The sequence below is a fragment of the Rhodospirillales bacterium genome (assembly GCA_028824295.1).
Taxonomy (GTDB): Bacteria; Pseudomonadota; Alphaproteobacteria; order TMED109; family TMED109; genus VXPW01.
On record JAPPED010000003.1, the window covers coordinates 204,268 to 222,738 of the forward strand.

The window sequence follows — 18,471 nt, forward strand, 5'->3', positions numbered from 1 at the left end:
CGCCGCCGGGCCTGCGCAACTGTCCCCGTTATGGGTCACGTCGGGGGGTCAGCAAGAGTTGCTGCTCCGTTCTGAATTCGGCCCAGTCCGATTCGAACGGCAGGAGGTGCCCGGCAAACCACTGATCGGCCTGATCGCGGTACCACGGCGAGAGCGGATGGCCGGCCTGTCCTGTGGACAGCACAGCCCACGATCGCGTCGGCTCGGCCAGATCATGCACCATTCGCACGCCTGCTCCATGGATGCCGGCGAACGGCTGTCCATTGTTGCTCCAGTCCGAATGCATCCGCATGAGCGTGAATGGTCCGCCCTCATGCGAGCGAACGATGTTGACCAGGTTTCCGACAAGGGGGAGTTCGCCCAGGGGACGATGCCGGTGGATGCCGGTTGCCGCAGAATCCCAGCGTAGGGCCTGCAAATCGCCGCCGTCCTGTTGCTGCAGCCATTGCACGGCATCGCGCAACGCGCTGCGAACAACGTCGACGCACGGGCGTTGCGGGTCGCCACACCCGGGCACTTGGCCGGTCAGCAGATCGACGAGTAGCTGGGGCCGAGGCACCAGCGGGACGGTGCCGTTGCCGAACACTGCGGACGACAGGCGTTGCGTCAGCGCGCGATGCCAGGCCGAATACACGAGTGGTTCCGGCCGCCCGGCTTCCATGCGGAAATCCCATTGGTTCAGCAGATCGGCCACGTCGGCATCGGGTTGGGGAAAGGGGCCAGCGGCAAGCAGCAGGGGAACGATCGCACGCGCGGCCGGCGACACAATGTCGGTCTGCATGTCTGCGAACCGCGCGGGCGTGAAACCTCCCGCGGGGACGCTGCCGAGGAGTTCCCGCAGGCGCTCCGCCCGGTAGGAGGAAGGGCGGTCCCGCATGATGAACGACTGATAGCCGGCTGGTGCCAGGTACTCGTTCGCGCTGGCGACCCATCCGTCGGGTGGATTGGTTTCGCTCGGAAGTGCGGCGCCCTTCAGGCTACCGATCCACGCGGCCCCGGAGTCGGTCCCCTCCACGGGAAGGAAGCCGTCGCCTGTGGCGCGGACCGGGATTCGGCCGGTCATCACATAGCCGATATTGTCGTCGACGTCGGCGTGCACGGCGATCTGGACGACCGCCTCAAGCTCATGCATGGCCTCGCGGAAAGCGGCGGCCGTCGCGGCGCGTACGCTCCGGAACGCCGCCCGCTGGGACAGGTCCGTGTCGGCCAGCTCGTCCGAGCGGAAAGCCACGACCTGCCCGGGACCGGCGAACCCGAATTCAGGAAGATCGGATACCACGGGCCCGTGCCGGGTGGTCCGGATGGTGAGATGGACCGGATCCCGACCCCTCACCGCGATCGTTTCAGAGCGGACGTGAAATGGTTCCGGGCCCGCCGGGGTCAGGTACGATCCGGCTTCGGCCGGATCCAGGGTCTCGACGTAGAGATCTTGGACGTCGGCATAAACCGATGTCATGCCCCAGGCCACCTGCTGATTGCGGCCGATCGGGACCGCAGCAATCCCCGGCAACGTGGCGCCCCACACCCGCAGTCCAGGTGCCTCGAGATGGGCGAGGTACCAGACCGACGGCGCGGCAAGGCGGAGATGCGGGTCGCTCGCCAGGAGCGGCCGGCCGCTGGCGGAATGGCGGCCGGCAATTGCCCAGGCGTTGGACCCCGCAAGGGGGTCGTCGACCGAGCGCGAGAGCTCTCGGAGCCGGGCTTCGCCGAGTCGTGGGAGGAGGCGTGCCCGTTCGGCTTCCGTGTCCGCGTTGCCGGAGAGGAGTGTCCCCATCATCTTGATGGCGAGGATGCTGTCGGCGGGCAGCCATGGTTCAGGTGACAAACCGAGGACCCGCAATTCAAACGGGCGATGGTTGCTTTCCAGGGCGGCGTTCACGCCGTCGGCATAGCCTTGCAGCAGATCCCGAGTCTCGGGATCCAGCCAGGCCGCAACGGCTTCGGCCGACCGCGCGTAACCAATTGTCCGGAACTTGCGGTCCAGCGGGACTGCGGCAGCTCCCATGACTTCCGCCAGGCGGCCACGACCTGCCCGACGGGCAAATTCCATCGCGGTGAAACGGTCCTGAGCGTGCACGAACCCGAGGCCGAACCAGGCGTCGCGTTCGCTGCCGGCAGCGATGTGTGGAACGCCGTGCGCGTCGCGCGCGATCCGCAGCGCGGCGTCGAGGCCCCGAACCTCAAGTTGTCCTTCAAGTCGGGGAAGGGCGGCCTGCAGCACCAGCAGCGGCAGGGCAAGCCCGATGGCCACCGCGGTCAGCGTGGCAGCCAGGCAGAGGCTGAGAACCGACGCTAGCCCGAAGCGCGCACGAGGGCTACTTGTCACGCACCAGTTCCAGGACGCTGGCTCGGTCGGCATCGAGCTCGGGCACCGGCCCCCGCGTGGGCGGATCCTGATGCCCAGACAGCTTGATGGGGTTACCGGCGACCTTCATGCCGTCAACGCTCCCGCCGGCAACTTCGACCAGCATGTTCCGGGCGTGCACCTGCGGGGACGACACCGCATCGGCGACGTCGTTCAGAGGGCCAGCGGGAATGCCGGCCGCCTCAAGCTTTGCCAGCCACTCGGCACGCGGCGCGGTCTGGAAGCATGCATTGAGCTCGGCTTCGAGGTTCTCGACGTTCTCGATGCGGCCGCGGTTGGTTGCGAAACGAGGATCTTTTGCAAGTTCCGGCCGCCCGAGGACCGTCATGAGGGTTTGGAACATTCGGTCGTTGCCGGCGGCCAGAACAAGATGTCCATCGGCCGCCCGATAGCATCCGAACGGGGCGATCGCCGGGTGGCGGGCGCCGGAAGGGGGCGGGGCCACGCCCGTGGCAAAGTAACGGGCTACCGCGTTCTCCAAAATCGCGATCTGGCAGTCGAGCATGGCGACGTCAATCCGCTGCCCGAGTCCCGTGCGGTTACGCTCATGGAGGGCGGCGGCGATTCCCACCGCCGTGAACAGTCCCGCCGCGATGTCCCCGATCGATGTCCCGACCCTGGTGGGCGGGCCGTCTGCATGTCCCGTGAGTGACATCAATCCGCCCATCCCCTGCACGATCATGTCGTAGGCAGGTCGCCTGGCCCACGGCCCGGATTGGCCGAACCCTGAAACGGACGCGAGAATCAGCTGCGGGCGGGTGGCGTGGAGTGCCTCCCAGCCGAAGCCGAGGCGGTCAAGCGTGCCGGGTCGAAAGTTTTCGACCAACACGTCGGCCTGCCCGAGGAGTCGTCTGAACAGGGACTGGCCGGCGTCGTCCTTGAGGTCGAGCGCAATGCTTTCTTTCCCGCGATTGAGGGATCCGAAGTACGCGGAGGTGTCGCCGATCCACGGAGGGAAGGTGCGCGCGTCGTCTCCGTCCGGCGGTTCGACCTTGATTACCCGGGCGCCGAGATCACCGAGAACCATGGTGGCGAATGGGCCTGCAAGAACGCGCGTGAGATCGAGGATCGTCACGCCTGAAAGTGGACCCGTCGGGGGGACGGGCGCGGTGACGGGATGATCCATGCGTCGGCTCCGGCGGTTTGCGTGGTCGCATCGTCTTCGCGAGCGGGTCGGGGCAGGGTTCACCGCGAACAGTACGTACCGGACCCGCAGGGAATCTGCTGCAGATGGTATCGGGCCCGGGAACCTTTGCGGGATGACGGCCTCTGGCCGCGGCGCGGCAACGCTACTGGTTCGGTCGGATTGCATCTACATTAGCGGCGCTGTGAGGCCCGACAGCAGCGCGGCGTGCGAAGGAAGAATTGCCATGAACATCGAGTTGACCAGCGCGGACCGCGCGTTTCGCGACGAGGTGCGTACGTTCCTTGCCACGAGCCTGCCGCCCGACATCAAGCGGCGCGTCGAGAACGGCCTCGAACTGGGGCGCGAGGACTACGCGTCCTGGCACCGGATCCTCTACGAGAAGGGCTGGGTGGCGCCGGGCTGGCCGATCGATCATGGCGGCACCGGGTGGACGCCTATGCAGCGCTACCTGTACGACGAGGAGTCCGCGGCCGCCAGCGCACCTCGGATCATGCCGTTCGGGGTGAACATGGTGGGGCCGGTGATCTTCACCTTCGGGAACAGTTCGCAGAAGGCACGTTACCTGCCGCGGATCCTGTCGGGAGAGGACTGGTGGTGCCAGGGTTACTCCGAACCCGGCGCGGGTTCCGACTTGGCCAACCTGCGCACCCGTGCGGTGCGCGACGGGGACGTCTACGTTGTGAATGGCCAAAAGACATGGACGACATCCGCCCAGTGGGCCGACCATATCTTCTGCCTGGTGCGCACTGACCCGGGTGCCGCCAAGCCACAGCAGGGCATCTCGTTTCTGTTGATCGACATGCGATCGCCGGGGATCGAAGTGAAACCGATCATCACGATCGATGGTGGCCATGAGGTGAATGACGTCTTCTTCGAGGACGTTCGCGTGCCAGTGGAGAATCTGGTCGGCGACGAGAACCGCGGCTGGACGTACGCAAAGTTCCTCCTGAGCTTCGAGCGGGCGGGGATTGCCGACGTGGGTCGCTCAAAGAAGCAGCTTGCCGGTCTCAAGCGCATCGCAGCCGCGGAACAGTCGAACGGGCGGCCGTTGTCCGAAGACGATCGGTTCCGCGAGAAGATCGCCTCCTTGGAGATCGACCTGCTTGCGCTTGAGTACACCGAATTGCGGGCGCTAAGCCGGCAGACCTCGGGTAAGGAGCCCGGAACTGAAGCGAACATCCTCAAGGTCCGCGGTACGGAGATTCAGCAGCGAATCACCGAGCTTGCACTCGAGGCGGTGGGGACCTATGCCAATCCGTACGTGCCCGAGGCCCTCAAGGACGGCTGGAACGAAGAGCCGATCGGGCCCGAGTACGCCGCCGGCGTGGCGCCGAGGTACTTCAACTGGCGCAAGGCCTCGATTTACGGCGGCTCGAACGAGATCCAAAAAGGCATCGTCGCCAAGCTCGTACTGGAACTGTGAGGCGTAGCGATGGACCTGTCATACAGCGAAGACCACACCCTGCTGTCCGAGAGTATCGCCCGGTTTATCCAGAACGACTACGACTTCGAGACCCGGAGCCGCATTGCCGCCAGTGACCTCGGGTTTGATCCAGGGGTATGGCAACAGTTTGCGGACCTGGGATGGCTGGCGATTCCGTTTAGCGAAGAGGAAGGCGGGCTTGGCGCCGACCCGGTGTCGGTGATGATCCTGATGGAGCGGTTTGGTCGCGGGCTGGTGTTGGAGCCGTATGTGCCGAGCATCCTCCTCGGCGGTCGACTGATCGCGGCAACGGGAGGCACCGAGCAGCGCTCTCGTTATCTTGGCGACCTGATCGCGGGTAAGGTCCAGCTGGCGTTCGGGCACGGCGAACCGGGCGGGCGGTATGCGCTGGCGCACGTGGCGACCCGCGCGGAAGGCGGTGCCGGCGGGTTCACGCTGTCGGGGCAGAAGGCGGTGGTGCACAACGCCGAGGCGGCCGACTTCATCATTGTTTCGGCTCGAAGCAGCGGCGAGGTGCGGGCACAGGATGGTATTTCGCTGTTCCTGGTGCCGCGCGAAACGCCCGGCCTGACCGTGCGCCCCTTTCGGACGGTCGACGGCCTTCGCGCGGCGGAACTCGTTCTAGAGGGGGTCCGGGTTGGCGAGGATGCCCTGCTGGGCGAGGAAGGCGGGGCGTACCCGGCGATCGAAGCTGTCACTGACCGGGCGGTTGCCGCCGTCTGTTCGGAAGCAGTGGGGGTGATGGATCTGTTGCGGGAGACCACGCTGGAGTATCTCAAGACCCGCCAGCAGTTCGGGCGACCGCTCGGAGCATTCCAGGTCCTGCAGCATCGCGCGGTGGACATGCTGATCGCGTGCGAGGAGGCACGCTCGCTGGCTCTGATGGCGACCCTCAGCCTTGACAAGAAAGTGACCGAGCGGCGCCGAGCGGTGTCGGCGGCAAAGGCCCACATCGGCACCGCTGGCCGGAAAGTCGGGCAAGAGGCCGTGCAACTGCATGGCGGCATGGGCGTGACCGACGAACTCAAGATCGGCCACTATTTCAAGCGCCTGACCATGATCGACACATTCTTCGGTGATGCCGCCCACCACCTCGACCGGTTTGCCGGCAATGCATGAGAGGCGGGCGGAGATCTGGGGCCCGCTACCGAAGCAGGGCGGCACCGGTACGGCACGCGCTGACCTTGGCTGGGATCGATGCTGCTGGAGGCGCCTCGGATCCCGATTGGCCCGGCTACCGACCCTGCCGGCCGAACGGCGATCTCAGGGGATACAGGTGCCCCTCTGTTTCGGGACGCCGGCGGACGGTCTTCGGCTTCGAGGGTAGCGATACCTGTGAAGTCGACCTAGTCGACGGCCGTCAGCCGGACACCGGCCTGTACATGTCGATCGTGTCGACATATCACCCCGATGTGTCGATAAAACGACGTCATATCGACATGTCGGACTGAGACAAGCAGGTGGGCCGGTAGTGTTGCCGGCTGTCGGTCGGGTGCCTCAGCTTTGCATCGAGCGGAAAGGGGCGATCGTCGCAAGTCTGTGCACCGGAGAGGTTACGAGACCGGATCATTCGCACGGTAATGCTGACCCCGACGCCCCCATTGAGCTGACATTCTGACGACTTGTATCCCATGGATACTGCGTTCTCATCGGTTGGACCGCGTGCCGTTCCAGGCGGTGCGCAGGTTGACAGCCACGGAGCGAGCGCTCTCCGAAGTCCCCGGGAGCATTCCGTGTCGGCGCCCGATCGCGCGGCCCGGTACGCCCAGTACTGCCATTGCGGGAATGCAAGGAGGTCCACCGGGAACTACACTCGCGACCGGGTAACCGCAGTAGCGGGAGGGGTGGATGGAGGCCTGTCCGAAGCGGCGCGCACGAGATCGACGGTGCTCCCGCTTGGTCGGTAAGGCCCAGCCGCCGTGGGCTGGTGCTCTCCTGCCGCGCTGATGGAGCAGGCTCGTCCGATCTGCGGGGAACACTCCCGGTCGGCGATTTGGGAGCCGGCGGCAGGCGCAATGGACGGCCCACCGCAGGTTGCAAAGCTCGACGGTGTCGGCCCAGCTCCGGTGCTAGTCGTTTGCGAGCACGCGTCCAACGCGATTCCCGCCCGATTTGGCGCACTTGGCCGCGGCGACCGGGACCGTCTTCATGAATCGGGCCGACTACCTTGATCCGGCGCTTTGCTGGACCGGCTGCAAGCTCACCGGTAAAGGTGGGGGACTGTCGAAAATCGGCTACCACAACCTGACCCGGCCGAAATCCTTCCACTTGAAGAAGGCGTCCGGATGACGCTCACGGCGGACTGGTCGTACCCGACGACCATCCGGTTCGGCGCGGGACGAATTGAGGAACTGCCGAGCGCGTGTGGCGAAGCCAACATCCGCCACCCGTTGTTCGTCACGGACCGAGGGCTGGCCGCGTTGTCGCTGACGCGGGCCACCCTCGACGTCTTGGATGCCGCCGGGTTGGGGCGCTCAATCTTCTCCGACGTCGATCCCAATCCGAGCGACCGGAACCTGCAAGCTGGCCTCGCGCGCTTTCGCGAGGGAGGGCATGATGGCGTCGTTGCGTTCGGCGGCGGTTCCGGCCTTGATCTCGGCAAGGCGGTTGCCTTCATGTCCGGTCAGTCACGCCCCTTATGGGACTTCGAGGATATCGGCGATTGGTGGCGGCGGGCGAACCCCAACGGCATCGCGCCCGTGGTGGCTGTTCCCACTACTGCCGGTACGGGATCCGAAGTGGGCCGAACCAGCGTCATTCTCAATACCGAAACCCATGTGAAGAAGATCATTTTCCATCCCCGGGTGCTGCCGACGGTGGTGATCATCGATCCGGAACTAACCGTCGACCTGCCCAAGCCGATCACCGCCGGTACCGGAATGGATGCCTTTGCGCACTGCCTTGAGGCGTACTGCTCACCGCACTACCACCCCATGGGGCAGGGCATCGCGCTCGAGGGCATGCGTCTGGTGCACGAGAATCTGCTGCGCGCGTACGCTGACGGTACGGATCTCGTGGCCCGGGCGAACATGATGGCGGCCGCCACCATGGGGGCAGTCGCCTTTCAGAAAGGACTGGGCGCCATCCACGCGCTCAGCCACCCGGTTGGCGCCGTGTACGACACCCACCATGGCACCACGAACGCATGCGTGATGCCATACGTCCTCGACTTCAATCGCTCGGCGGTCGAGGACCGGCTGGCCATTGCTGCCGCCTATCTCGGGCTTCGGGGCGGATACGCCGCGTTCTACGGTCGGGTGATGGAACTTCGCGAAGAGCTTGGCATTCCGAAGACGCTGACCGAGATGGGGGTTCCTCACCAGTGCCTGGATGAACTCACGACAATGGCACTCGAAGATCCGTCGGTCGGGGGCAATCCGGTGCCGATGACGGCGGCGAATACGCGGGCACTGTTCGAGGCCTGCATGTAATGATCCCGAGACCCGCGGTCAGCCGTCCTGTGCCCCATCCATCCACCGGTGTGATGCGGCAGCTGCGCGGACGTGCCGCCCAGCAAGCAATAATTCCGGCCGCCCAATACGTCGCACCGGCGAGCGAGGCGCGTGCGACATGGAACACCCTGCCCTCCGGGGCCGGAGCGCAGGGCTGGTCTACTTGGCACATTGACCGAGGTCGCACTGCCGGTGGCTTCAGTGTGGCGTGGACTCGAACCGGAAGTACGGTGATCGGGCTAAAGCAGGCGCCCCTCCGCGTCCACCAGGGGGACGGCGTGTTCACGCAGGATGGCCTCGATGGCATCGGCATTGGCGTCCAGCAACGCCTGAAGCTGCGCCTTCCAGTCCTGTTCGCCGAAGCGTACCCCTATCGAAATGCCGAAGTGCATCTGCAGGCCCGCTTGTGATTCCACGGGAATGACCCGGATCGGTACGTCAGGGTTGCTTCGGACGAAGTGTCCGGCGATGGGCCCCCACATGAACGTGAGGTCGATGTTGCCGGCAAGCAGATCCTCCTGCTCAAGCTGTCCGGGTCGCACGTCGGGGTCGCCATGCTGAGATGCGTAGGCTTTTGTAAGCCGGCTCAGCATGGCGTGCTCGGCCAGCCACAGCGTCCCCGGGTTGCGTTCCGCCAGACCAAACCTGAGGGAATTCCGTTGCGAAGCGTCCAGCTTCTGCAGATCCGAGACCGACCGGACGGAATCAAGCCCACGCCCCTCCACGAAAACGAGCGCGTAAGTGGAGCGGTAGTAGGGATCAGTCGTGATCGCGAGTTCAAACCCGTCCGGCAGGCCCATCACGACGTCGCACCGGTAGACACCGTCATCGCCCCTTGCACGAAGCGTGTTCCGGATGAATCCCATTCGCTGCGGAAACCAGGTGTATTCCACCGGCAGGTTGAGTTGCTCGGCCAACAGCGATGCAATGTGATTTTCGAAACCCTCCTGGCGGTCATTTGACCAGGGCAGGTAGTTGGCATCAGCGCAGACCTTGAAGGCAGTCCGCTCGGCGCTGCCTGCCGCGACCGGGAGGGCACATGCACCTGCAATCGCAAGCGCAAGCGTCAAGCATCTGGCCACCCCGGGGGAGCGGGGGCAGCCATCCGGCCAGGGGAGAAACATCATCGATCGTATCGCTTCAGCCTGCCAGCCGGGAGCACCCCGTCGGCCCGTGCCAGGAGATAGGCGTAGAGTTGATCAATGTAATTCATGACGTTGGGGTTGGTTCCCCAGCCCGGCATCACCCCGATCTGCCCTTCGTAGCCGTTCACGACGACTTCCATGAAACGGTCGAGATCAATCTGGCGGAGCTTTTGAACAAGGCTGGGTCCGATCGTGCTGCCATCACCTGTCAGACCGTGGCAGACCTGGCACTGGCTGAATGCCCGATAACCGCGGGTTAGCCAGAGATCGATCTGGCACGTGCTGAGGTCACCCTCCGTTTCGCACTGAATGTGTCCTTCATAAGGGGGCGGTTCCGCCTCTTCCGCCGCAGTCGTGACGACTAGGTTCCCGGCGCTGATCATGGCTCCCGCCACTAGGCCGGCAACGGTAACGCCAAATTTCTGAAGCAATGTGCTGGCTCCGTTTGCTGAGTGGATGCGCAGGGTCGGCAATCGCTGTCGCCACATGCCCTGCCGGATCCGGCCTTCAAAGAAAGACCGGCTGCGGCATGAATGCCGCAGCCGGTCAAGTGGACTAGTGACCAGCGGTCGCGCCGCCTGTCATCCTGTCGCGTATCGGCCCTACGGGAGCGCGAACACGGTCAGCACGCCGCCGAGCTGGGTGTGCTGGTTCAGGCCTCGGTAGGCGCCGACGGCACCAAGCCCGTCGGTGTCGCCTTCCAGGCCAGCGGCCATGCCGATGCCGGCCCAGCCGCCCACACCGGAGAGCACGCCGACGTACTGCTTGCCCTCAAAGGTCCAGGTGTTCACGTTGCCGATGATGCCGGACGGGGTCTTGAAGCTGTAAAGCTCCGCACCGGAGTTGGCGTCGACTGCCTTCAGACGGCCGTCGAGAGTCCCGTAGAAGACGATGTCACCAGCAGTCGCCAGCGCGCCGCTCCAGACGGAGAACTGTTCCGGTACGGACCAGACGATCTCACCCTTGGCGGCATCCCACGCGATGAAGTTGCCGAGGTTGTCGGTCCCGTCGCCGGTTACCCGGCCAGCGGGGAACATGCTCAGCGTTGCCCCGACGTACGGCTGCCCGGAGACGTACTCGACACGGAACGGCTCGTAGTCCATGCAGACGTGGTTCGTCGGCACGTAGAAGAGGCCGGTGCGCGGCGAGAACGCGGCCGGTTGCTGGTCTTTCGATCCAAGCGCGGCCGGGCAGATGTTCTGGGTGTTGACATCTTCGCCCTGCTGGTCGGTGCTGTACTCCGCTACCACCTGTGGACGGCCCGTCTCCATGTCGACGTGCGTGGCCCAGTTGGTGGCCGGGTCGTACTTCTCGGCGACCAGGAGCTCGCCCGTGGCACGGTCAAGCGTGTAGCCGAAACCGTTACGGTCGAAGTGCACAATCACCTTGCGCATTACGCCATCGATTTCGATGTCGGCAAGGATGCCCTCGTTGACACCGTCGTAGTCCCATTCGTCGTGCGGCGTCATCTGGTAGACCCATCGGGCCATACCAGTGTCAGCGTCACGCGCGAAGATGGTCATCGACCACTTGTTGTCGCCCGGGCGGACCACCGGGTTCCAGGTGCTCGGGTTGCCGGTGCCGTAGTAGATGAGGTTCAGGTCAGGGTCGTAGGTGAACCAGCCCCACGTGGTGCCGCCACCGATTTTCCACTGGTCTCCTTCCCAGGAATCCAGACTGGAATTGGGACCGACCGGCTCCAGCATATGCGTGGTGTTTTCCGGATCGATGAGCATCTCATCGTCGGGACCCGTGCTGTAGCCCTTCCAGACCAGGCTTCCGTCGTTGATGTTGTACGCAGCAAGGAAGCCGCGGACGCCAAACTCACCGCCGCTGATCCCGGTGTACACCTTGTCGTTGACCACGATCGGGGCGTTGGTGTTGGTGGAGCCGGCGGACGGGTCCCCGTTCACCACGCTCCAGATCACCTCGCCGGAGTTCGCGTCAAGCGCGACCAACGTGGTGTCCGCCTGCTGCAGGAAGATCTTGCCTTCGGCGTAGGCCAGGCCACGGTAGACCGTGTCACAGCACATAACCGGAATGACAGATGGGTCCTGTACGGGGACGTACGCCCAGTTGATCGTCTGATCGGCGAGGTTGATCGAGAACACCTTGTTGGGGAACGGGGTGTGCACGAACATCGTGTCACCGATTACCATCGGACCACCCTCGTGCCCACGCAGAACCCCAGTGGAGAAGGTCCAGGCTACCTGAAGACTGCCCACGTTTCCGGCGTTGATTTCTGAAAGCGGGCTATACCGGGCACCGTCATAGGTACGGCCCCACATCGCCCAGTTGTTGACGTCGGCGCTGAGCGCCTTGACGTCGTCGTTGGCCGACACAGAGACCGGCACAGCGACAAGCACCCCCATCGCAATCGCGGCGATGAGGGATGGAATTCTGGTAATCATGATTCTCATCCGTTGCATGGAATTCGGTGATGCCACACTCCCCTGAAACGACCAGTTGCCTGAGCGCTCCATTTTGAAGGAGTGCGCCCGTCACACCGACCAAAAAAGACCCGCGGGGCGCACAAGAGCGGGTGCGGATGGCCAGCCTCTAGATTAAAGCACCAAATCAAACGCATTGCATGTATGACTTGCGTTTTCCGCTACAGGGTTCGCAGCCGGCACCTCTCGACCACCATCCGACCGTCGCCTGGGAAAGGGCGAGCCGTGACGGAGTCCGGCGGGCGCTGCCGCGCGCGATAGGCGCCGAGACCAGAATTGCGGCAACAGGACCCACACCGAACTGACGCGGGCCGCCGAACCGGGCTCCTGGTTCAGTCAGATTTCGGGCGCTGTCTTAGCCGGAATCTTCGTCCGAGCTCTTTCTCTTCCGCGATATAAAACAAGCGACTTCAGCCTCCTGACGCAGCGATTGAAATTGGGCGATGCGAGATCTCGCCTCGGGCGCGGCGTCGCGGAAGATGCCGCCCCGCTCGCCTGGAGTGGAATACAGGAAGCTCAGGGTCTCGGCAGTCGTGTAGTCTTCATAGGAGATCTGCGACGCGATCCGGTCGATCATGCAGACGCAAGGATAGAGCGTGTCGTAACTCTGACCGCCCTCCAGCCCCATGCAGGCGAGCACGAATTCGACACGGGCCTGCGTGGGAAAGTCGTTGGCCGACCCGCATTCCGTGCCGAACCCGACAAACACTGCAAGTGCCAGCAAGACCTTTTTCATAAATCGAGCCACCCGGCCGACAGGAGCATTCAGCATGATAATCAATGGCGGCGCGGGGGCGAGCAAGGTCAAAGCTGCTGGACGGTTGACGACCGTGGCTGGGCGTGCCTGCCATCGTTGGCTTGTGGCGCTTGCCGTGGCCGCGGCCGTGGCGGTTCCCGCCTGCGCGCAGGCCGGGGGAACACCCATCCGCGTCGCGGTGCTCGATGTCGAACTCCTGAAGGCCGATTACCTGCCGGATGCGCACACGATCACGGAAGAAGAACGGCACCGCCTCGACCTGGTCGCTGAGCTGATCCGCACGCGACTCCGTGCGGAGGGTTACGACGTTGTGCCCGCCGCTGCCACGCGGCAGGCGATCCGAGAGGCCAAGCCATTGCAGCGCCTGCACGCCTGCAACGGTTGCGAGCGGGGCATCGCACGCAGCCTCGAGGCGGACTGGGTGCTGGTGGGGTGGGTTCAGTTTGTCAGCAACCTCATTCTGAACCTCAATGTCGTGGCGATCGACGTCGAGACGGGAACTTCCGTTGGGCATGCGTTCGTCGACCTGCGCGGCAACACCGAACGGACCTGGCGGCATGCCACGACCTACATGCTCGATCACATTCTCGTGGATCGGCTCGCCGCGCGCCGGTGACGGGGCGGCGGCGCGTCCGCCTACTGTCCCTCGGTCCGCTCCACTGGCGAGACTTCGGTCAGTTCGAGACCGGCGGCCTCCCAGCCGTCGGTGCCTTCGGGATACCAAACGATCGACGAGTAGCTCCAGTCCAGGGCACGGCGCGCCGCATTCCAAGACATCCAGCAGTCGCTCAGGCAGAAAAAGACGATCGTCCTCGTCCGGTCGCCGCCGGTGAACCGTTCCAGGTTCGCGCGAAAGTAGTTCTCCTCTTCGACCGGTAGCACGCCGAGACCCACGTTCGGCAGCCACACGGTCCCGGGAAGGCTGTCCCGGATCGGCGGCAACCACAGGTGGTCTTCGCTGTCGCGCACGACCTTCGGCGCCCGAGGCGCCGGAAACACGTCGATCAGCAGCGGGTCGCCATGATCCAGCAGGGTCTGGAGCGCCTCGGTGGTGACCACTGTGGCGCCGTCGAGCGAGCAGGGCACCGCCGCCCGGAACTCGGACGTGCGATACGACGGCGGCTCATCGGCAAGGCATGCGTGGCCATCCGCCGAACCCGGGTTCGGTGTCAGCAGCACCGACAGGGCGATGGCGAGGCCGAGCGGAACTGCGGCAGCCGACAGAGACCGCCGCTGCCACGCCGCTATCCTCGATTTTTCTGGGACTGACGTCATGGAGTCACACGACCGGGCAGCGAGCCGGGGCGCGGGGCCCGGTTCCGGAGGCAGCCATGCGGACGATGCCTCATCCGTTCGCCAACGCCTGGTGCCGATAACCGGCAGCAGGCCCAGCGGCTGAACCGCGATAGCTTTGCCGGCCCGGGAATCGGGGCATGAAGCGCCTCCGTTGCATAATCTGGTTGAGGAACCGGAGATCAGGGACATGTTGCATGGAATGGCACGGGCATTGATGGGCTCGCCCGGTTCGCGGACGGTACTCCGCGTGCAGGCTCGGACTGCGTGGCTCTGGCTGGCGGTCGTAGGTGCGGTTCTGGGGCCTTCGCCCACCGTTGCCGCGGAAGCCATCCAGCTGAAGCCCGTGGCGCAGGGCATCTACGTCTACACGGGTCCGCACACCGACGCCAGCGACAGCAATCTGGGTGCGGTCGGGAACGTGGCGATCGTAGTCGGTGAACAGTCCGTGGCGCTCATCGATAGTGGCGGCAGCCTCGAATTCGGGCTGCAGCTGCGCGCCGCGCTGGAGGAGATTACGGACCTTCCCGTGAGCCACGTGATCAACACCCACGTGCATCCCGATCATCTGCTGGGGAATGGTGCCTTCGCAGGTCCGACGGTCGAGTTCGTCGGGCATCGCCGCCTCGGCGCTGCCCTGGCCGCGCGGGCGGAGTTCTATCTCGAAGCGGGCACCCGGAACGTCGGCCCGAAATTCGCCGGAACCAAGGCAATCGGGCCGACCCTGGAGGTGGCGGATTCCATTCACATCAATCTCGGTGGACGAGTCCTGAAAGTGACGGCACACGCCACCGCGCACACCGATAACGATCTCACCGTCTACGACCGACGCACTCGCACCCTGTTTGCCGGTGACCTCGTGTTCGTCGAACGTCTGCCGATCGTGGACGGCAGCCTGAAGGGGTGGCTGGCCGTGATGGATGACCTTCGGGCCGTGCCGGCGGTGCGGGTGGTTCCCGGACACGGCCCTGCATCGGTGCGCTGGCCGAGCGCGCTCCACGCGCAGGAGCGGTACCTCCAAGCGCTTCTGCGCGACGTGCGGATCGAGATCGCGGCGGGAGGGACCATCGAAAACGCCATCGGCTGGGTCGCGTCGGAGGAGCGATCGAAGTGGGTACGGTTTGCCGAGGATCACCCCCGGAACGTCACGGCAAGCTTCACGGAACTCGAATGGGAGTAGGGCGTTGCATTCGCCGACCGCGGAGGCAGGTGTAGGCGCGACTCCGTGCTAGAATTGCGAGCCAGCATCGGTGAAAGGGAAGCCATGAGAGTTGCCGTAACCACCTTCCTGCTGGCCATGGCGGTCGGCATTCCGGCATGGGGCGCGACCGAGGACGAGAGTCGCTGGCATGACCTTCGCGAGTCGTTGTTCGGCGATCGTCAAATTCATGAGGAAAGCGGCGTCGTGTCCTTGGAAGCGCCGTATCGGGCCCACGACGCGGCGTTGGTCCCCATCACCTTCGAAGCCGCCTTTCCGCAAACGAACGAGCGTTTCGTCAAGACGATCACGCTGATCGTGGACGAGAACCCGTTGCCGATGGCAGGACAATTCCATTTCACAGAGGCGAGCGGTTGGGCGGCCATCAGTACCCGGATTCGGGTCAATGCCTACACGCATGTGCGCGCGGTGGCCGAGACCAATGACGGCGAGCTGCACATGGCCAAGCGTTACGTGAAGGCGTCCGGGGGCTGCTCCGCGCCAGCCGGGAAGGATCCGGAGGCCGCGCTAGCAAGCCTCGGCAGGATGAAGCTCCGCCGGTCCGACCCGGTACTGTGGGGGGAGCCGAACAGCGCGCAACTTCTGGTGAGCCATCCCAATCACACTGGGATGCAGATGGACCAGGTGACGCGCCACTACGTACTCGCGTACTTCGTCGACAGCATTGAAGTGCACTACGGAGACCAGCCGGTACTGGCAGTTGAATCGAATTTCTCGCTCAGCGAGAACCCGGCTGTCCGCTTCCACTACGTGCCCGACGGGCCGGGCGAATTGTCGGTTCGGGTTACCGACAGCGACGGGGAAATGTTTGCGCGCGCCTGGAGTGTTCCGGGGTCCGTCGCAAAAGCCCCGGTCGGAGAGGAGGTCGCTCCGGTCAATCCGGTGCAGTAGGAACGGACGGCGCTGGCCGCTGTTCGAGCGGCAGTACGTCGAACCGCCGCGCCTAACCGTGAATCCGGCTCCGGAGGGACTGGCCACCGTACGTCAGGCCCGCGAGCGTGCCAGAGAGATGGCAGCGGAGAACTTCGCAGCAGCTTGAGCGGCGCAGCTCATGGCCAGGCTGTCCCGCCCCCGAGCGAAGGGTCCAGGCGCAACGTCAGTGAGCGACTGGTTCCGCTGCCGAGCTGACCAAACCTCTGTGCGGAGTAGCGCCGGGCAGCCAGCTCGGCAACACGAAGGTTGCCCGCATCGGCCGGTGGCTGCCCAGGGCCGATACCGTGGCGCAAGCAGCTGCCCGGGACGGTCGCCGTCCGAGTCGGCCCACGAGTAACCCTTCACTATGCTTGGCCGCTCATTACCATCCAGTCGAGCGCCCTCCATGACGACGCCTTCCGCAGCCGGCCTGGGCCGGGTCGACGCCAATCACTCTCCACTTAATCCGATCGGTTTCCTGGAACGTGCGGCTCGCATCTGGCCCGAGCGTGTTGCCATTGTCCACGGGGCGAAGCGCATCACGTGGCGGGGCTTTCGGGACCGGTGCCGCAGGCTCGCGGACGGGCTCCTTGCTTCCGGGATCGAACGTGGAGACACGGTGTCCGCCCTCCTGCCCAACATTCCCGAAATGCTCGAGGCCCACTACGGAATCCCGATGGCCGGCGCGGTGCTGAATCCGTTGAACACCCGCCTTCAGGATCGGGAGATCGCGTTCATTCTCGATCACTGCGGGGCCACCGCACTGATTGTGGATTCCGAATTTGCGGGGCTTGCGAACCGCGCGCTCCGGCATCTCGACAACCCTCCCAGGGTGATCGTGGTCGAGGACACGGAAGGCCCCGAGCCTCACGACGATCGGATGTTCGACGCCGCGACGCGCTACGAGGACCTGATTTCGAACGGGTCGCCGGAGTTTGAATGGCGCCCGCCCGCCGACGAGTGGGACACGGTATCGGTGCTGTACACGTCCGGTACCGTGGGCAACCCGAAAGGCGTGGTCTTCCAGCACCGAGGTGCCTACCTCAACGCTGTTGGACAGGCGCTCGTGACGGGGATGAATGCTGATACGTCCTACCTGTGGACGTTGCCCATGTTCCATTGCAATGGCTGGTGCTTCACTTGGGCACTGGCGATCGTAGGCGGGCGGCACGTATGTCTGCGCAACGTCGTGGCTGACCGGGTGTTTCAGGCGATTGCCGATGAGCGGGTCAATATGCTCTGCGGCGCTCCGACCGTGCTGACCATGCTGATCCATGCGCCGCATGCCTCCAGGCGGCGGTTCGAACAGCAGTGCGACGTCTATACGGGCGGAGCCCCGCCGCCGGCCGCGGTCATTGCCGGCATGGAGGAGATGGGCTTCAGGGTGACCCATCTCTACGGTCTGACGGAAACGTTCGGCCCGGCCACGGTGGGTGTCATCCAGGACGAGTGGGCCAGGCTCTCACTGCCGGAGCGCGCGCGGCACATGGCCCGTCAGGGAGTGCCGTATCCGACAGTGGGTGATTTGCTGGTCGCGGACCCTGAATCGCTCGAACCGGTGCCTGCAGATGGCGAGACCCTTGGCGAGATCCTGGTCCGCGGGAATACTGTCATGAAGGGATATCTGGACAACCCCGAGGCGACGCGCGAGGCATTCCGCGGAGGCTGGTTTCACAGTGGTGACCTGGCCGTGGTTCACGGAGATGGTTACGTCGAAGTCCGTGACCGTGCCAAGGACATCATCATTTCCGGCGGAGAGAACATTTCGAGCATCGAGGTGGAGGACGTCCTGCATGCCCACCCGGCCGTGATGGAAGCAGCTGTCGTTGGGCGCGCCCATCCGAAATGGGGGGAGCGCCCCGTCGCGTTTGTCTCGGTCAGCCCCGGGAGTAAACCACCCGGCGAGCAAGACCTTCGATCGTTCTGCCGCGAACGGCTGGCCGGCTACAAGGTGCCGGACGACTTCGTGTTCGGAGAGCTTCCGAAAACCTCGACTGGCAAAGTACGCAAGACGGAGCTACGTGAGCGGGCAGCCATGCACACAGCCGAAGAAACGCCTGCGTAGACTCGGTGACATCAGGACTGCCTACTGTCCCCTGTCGATCGGCAGTGAGCCGGTCAGCAATTGAGTCATCCCGTTGATCAGTGCGTTTTCCTCCTGCACCAGCAACAACCCGCGATCCGTTTCAAACCCGCCCCCGCCCGCATGGCGAGGCTGGACCGTCGTCGACATCGGGGTTCGCGTAGGCTGGGAGAGTCCGTCGCAACGGCGCGGTATCGGTCGTCG

General features: G+C 64.7%; 16 protein-coding genes. 8 read left to right on the top strand and 8 right to left on the bottom strand.

Annotated elements, in window-relative coordinates:
• Window positions 1-28: 28 nt before the first annotated feature.
• Window positions 29-2,326, bottom strand: a complete 2,298-nt coding sequence (locus OXH60_02275) for a penicillin acylase family protein (protein ID MDE0710943.1) — start codon at window positions 2,324-2,326, stop codon at window positions 29-31.
• Window positions 2,316-3,491: a CoA transferase gene (locus OXH60_02280; GenBank protein ID MDE0710944.1), complete on the bottom strand. Its 1,176-nt coding sequence runs from the start codon at window positions 3,489-3,491 to the stop codon at window positions 2,316-2,318. The genes OXH60_02275 and OXH60_02280 overlap by 11 nt, the downstream gene beginning before the upstream one ends.
• 244 nt (window positions 3,492-3,735) lie before the next feature.
• On the opposite strand from OXH60_02280, the gene OXH60_02285 reads away from it, so the two are divergent.
• The 4 genes from OXH60_02285 to OXH60_02300 all read left to right on the top strand — a co-directional run bounded on the left by OXH60_02285 (window position 3,736) and on the right by OXH60_02300 (window position 8,387).
• A complete protein-coding gene (locus OXH60_02285) occupies window positions 3,736-4,935 on the top strand; it encodes an acyl-CoA dehydrogenase family protein (GenBank protein ID MDE0710945.1) in 1,200 nt (399 codons plus the stop codon).
• A gap of 9 nt (window positions 4,936-4,944) precedes the next feature.
• Window positions 4,945-6,075: an acyl-CoA dehydrogenase family protein gene (locus OXH60_02290; protein MDE0710946.1), complete on the top strand. Its 1,131-nt coding sequence runs from the start codon at window positions 4,945-4,947 to the stop codon at window positions 6,073-6,075.
• Window positions 6,076-7,104: 1,029 nt separating this feature from the next.
• A complete protein-coding gene (locus OXH60_02295; GenBank protein MDE0710947.1) occupies window positions 7,105-7,245 on the top strand; it encodes a hypothetical protein in 141 nt (46 codons plus the stop codon).
• Window positions 7,242-8,387 carry an iron-containing alcohol dehydrogenase gene (locus OXH60_02300; GenBank protein ID MDE0710948.1) on the top strand — a complete coding sequence of 382 codons (1,146 nt, stop codon included), beginning with the start codon at window positions 7,242-7,244 and terminating at the stop codon, window positions 8,385-8,387. Before OXH60_02295 ends, OXH60_02300 begins: the two co-directional genes overlap by 4 nt.
• A 260-nt stretch (window positions 8,388-8,647) precedes the next feature.
• On the opposite strand, the gene OXH60_02305 is transcribed toward OXH60_02300, so the two are convergent.
• From OXH60_02305 to OXH60_02320, 4 genes are all read right to left on the bottom strand, one after another.
• Window positions 8,648-9,478, bottom strand: a complete 831-nt coding sequence (locus OXH60_02305) for a quinoprotein dehydrogenase-associated putative ABC transporter substrate-binding protein (GenBank protein ID MDE0710949.1) — start codon at window positions 9,476-9,478, stop codon at window positions 8,648-8,650.
• Window positions 9,479-9,531: 53 nt separating this feature from the next.
• Window positions 9,532-9,984: a cytochrome c gene (locus tag OXH60_02310; GenBank protein MDE0710950.1), complete on the bottom strand. Its 453-nt coding sequence runs from the start codon at window positions 9,982-9,984 to the stop codon at window positions 9,532-9,534.
• Between the two features lie 171 nt (window positions 9,985-10,155).
• Entirely contained in the window at window positions 10,156-11,925 is a 1,770-nt protein-coding gene (locus OXH60_02315; protein MDE0710951.1) for a methanol/ethanol family PQQ-dependent dehydrogenase, read from the bottom strand.
• 433 nt (window positions 11,926-12,358) lie between these two features.
• Window positions 12,359-12,739 carry a hypothetical protein gene (locus OXH60_02320; GenBank protein MDE0710952.1) on the bottom strand — a complete coding sequence of 127 codons (381 nt, stop codon included), beginning with the start codon at window positions 12,737-12,739 and terminating at the stop codon, window positions 12,359-12,361.
• A gap of 34 nt (window positions 12,740-12,773) precedes the next feature.
• Here OXH60_02320 and OXH60_02325 point away from each other — a divergent pair, with 34 nt between their 5' ends.
• The gene (locus OXH60_02325) at window positions 12,774-13,376 is read left to right on the top strand and encodes a DUF3280 domain-containing protein (GenBank protein MDE0710953.1); all 603 of its coding nucleotides are present in this window, start codon (window positions 12,774-12,776) and stop codon (window positions 13,374-13,376) included.
• A gap of 20 nt (window positions 13,377-13,396) precedes the next feature.
• On the opposite strand, the gene OXH60_02330 is transcribed toward OXH60_02325, so the two are convergent.
• Entirely contained in the window at window positions 13,397-14,035 is a 639-nt protein-coding gene (locus tag OXH60_02330; protein MDE0710954.1) for a PQQ-dependent catabolism-associated CXXCW motif protein, read from the bottom strand.
• A 208-nt stretch (window positions 14,036-14,243) separates the two neighbouring features.
• On the opposite strand from OXH60_02330, the gene OXH60_02335 reads away from it, so the two are divergent.
• The 3 genes from OXH60_02335 to OXH60_02345 all read left to right on the top strand — a co-directional run bounded on the left by OXH60_02335 (window position 14,244) and on the right by OXH60_02345 (window position 18,249).
• Entirely contained in the window at window positions 14,244-15,233 is a 990-nt protein-coding gene (locus OXH60_02335; GenBank protein ID MDE0710955.1) for a quinoprotein relay system zinc metallohydrolase 2, read from the top strand.
• An 84-nt stretch (window positions 15,234-15,317) separates the two neighbouring features.
• A complete protein-coding gene (locus OXH60_02340; GenBank protein MDE0710956.1) occupies window positions 15,318-16,163 on the top strand; it encodes a quinoprotein dehydrogenase-associated SoxYZ-like carrier in 846 nt (281 codons plus the stop codon).
• Between the two features lie 427 nt (window positions 16,164-16,590).
• Window positions 16,591-18,249: a long-chain-fatty-acid--CoA ligase gene (locus OXH60_02345; protein MDE0710957.1), complete on the top strand. Its 1,659-nt coding sequence runs from the start codon at window positions 16,591-16,593 to the stop codon at window positions 18,247-18,249.
• A gap of 21 nt (window positions 18,250-18,270) precedes the next feature.
• Here OXH60_02345 and OXH60_02350 read toward each other — a convergent pair whose 3' ends face one another.
• Window positions 18,271-18,417: a hypothetical protein gene (locus OXH60_02350; protein ID MDE0710958.1), complete on the bottom strand. Its 147-nt coding sequence runs from the start codon at window positions 18,415-18,417 to the stop codon at window positions 18,271-18,273.
• Window positions 18,418-18,471 lie beyond the last annotated feature (54 nt).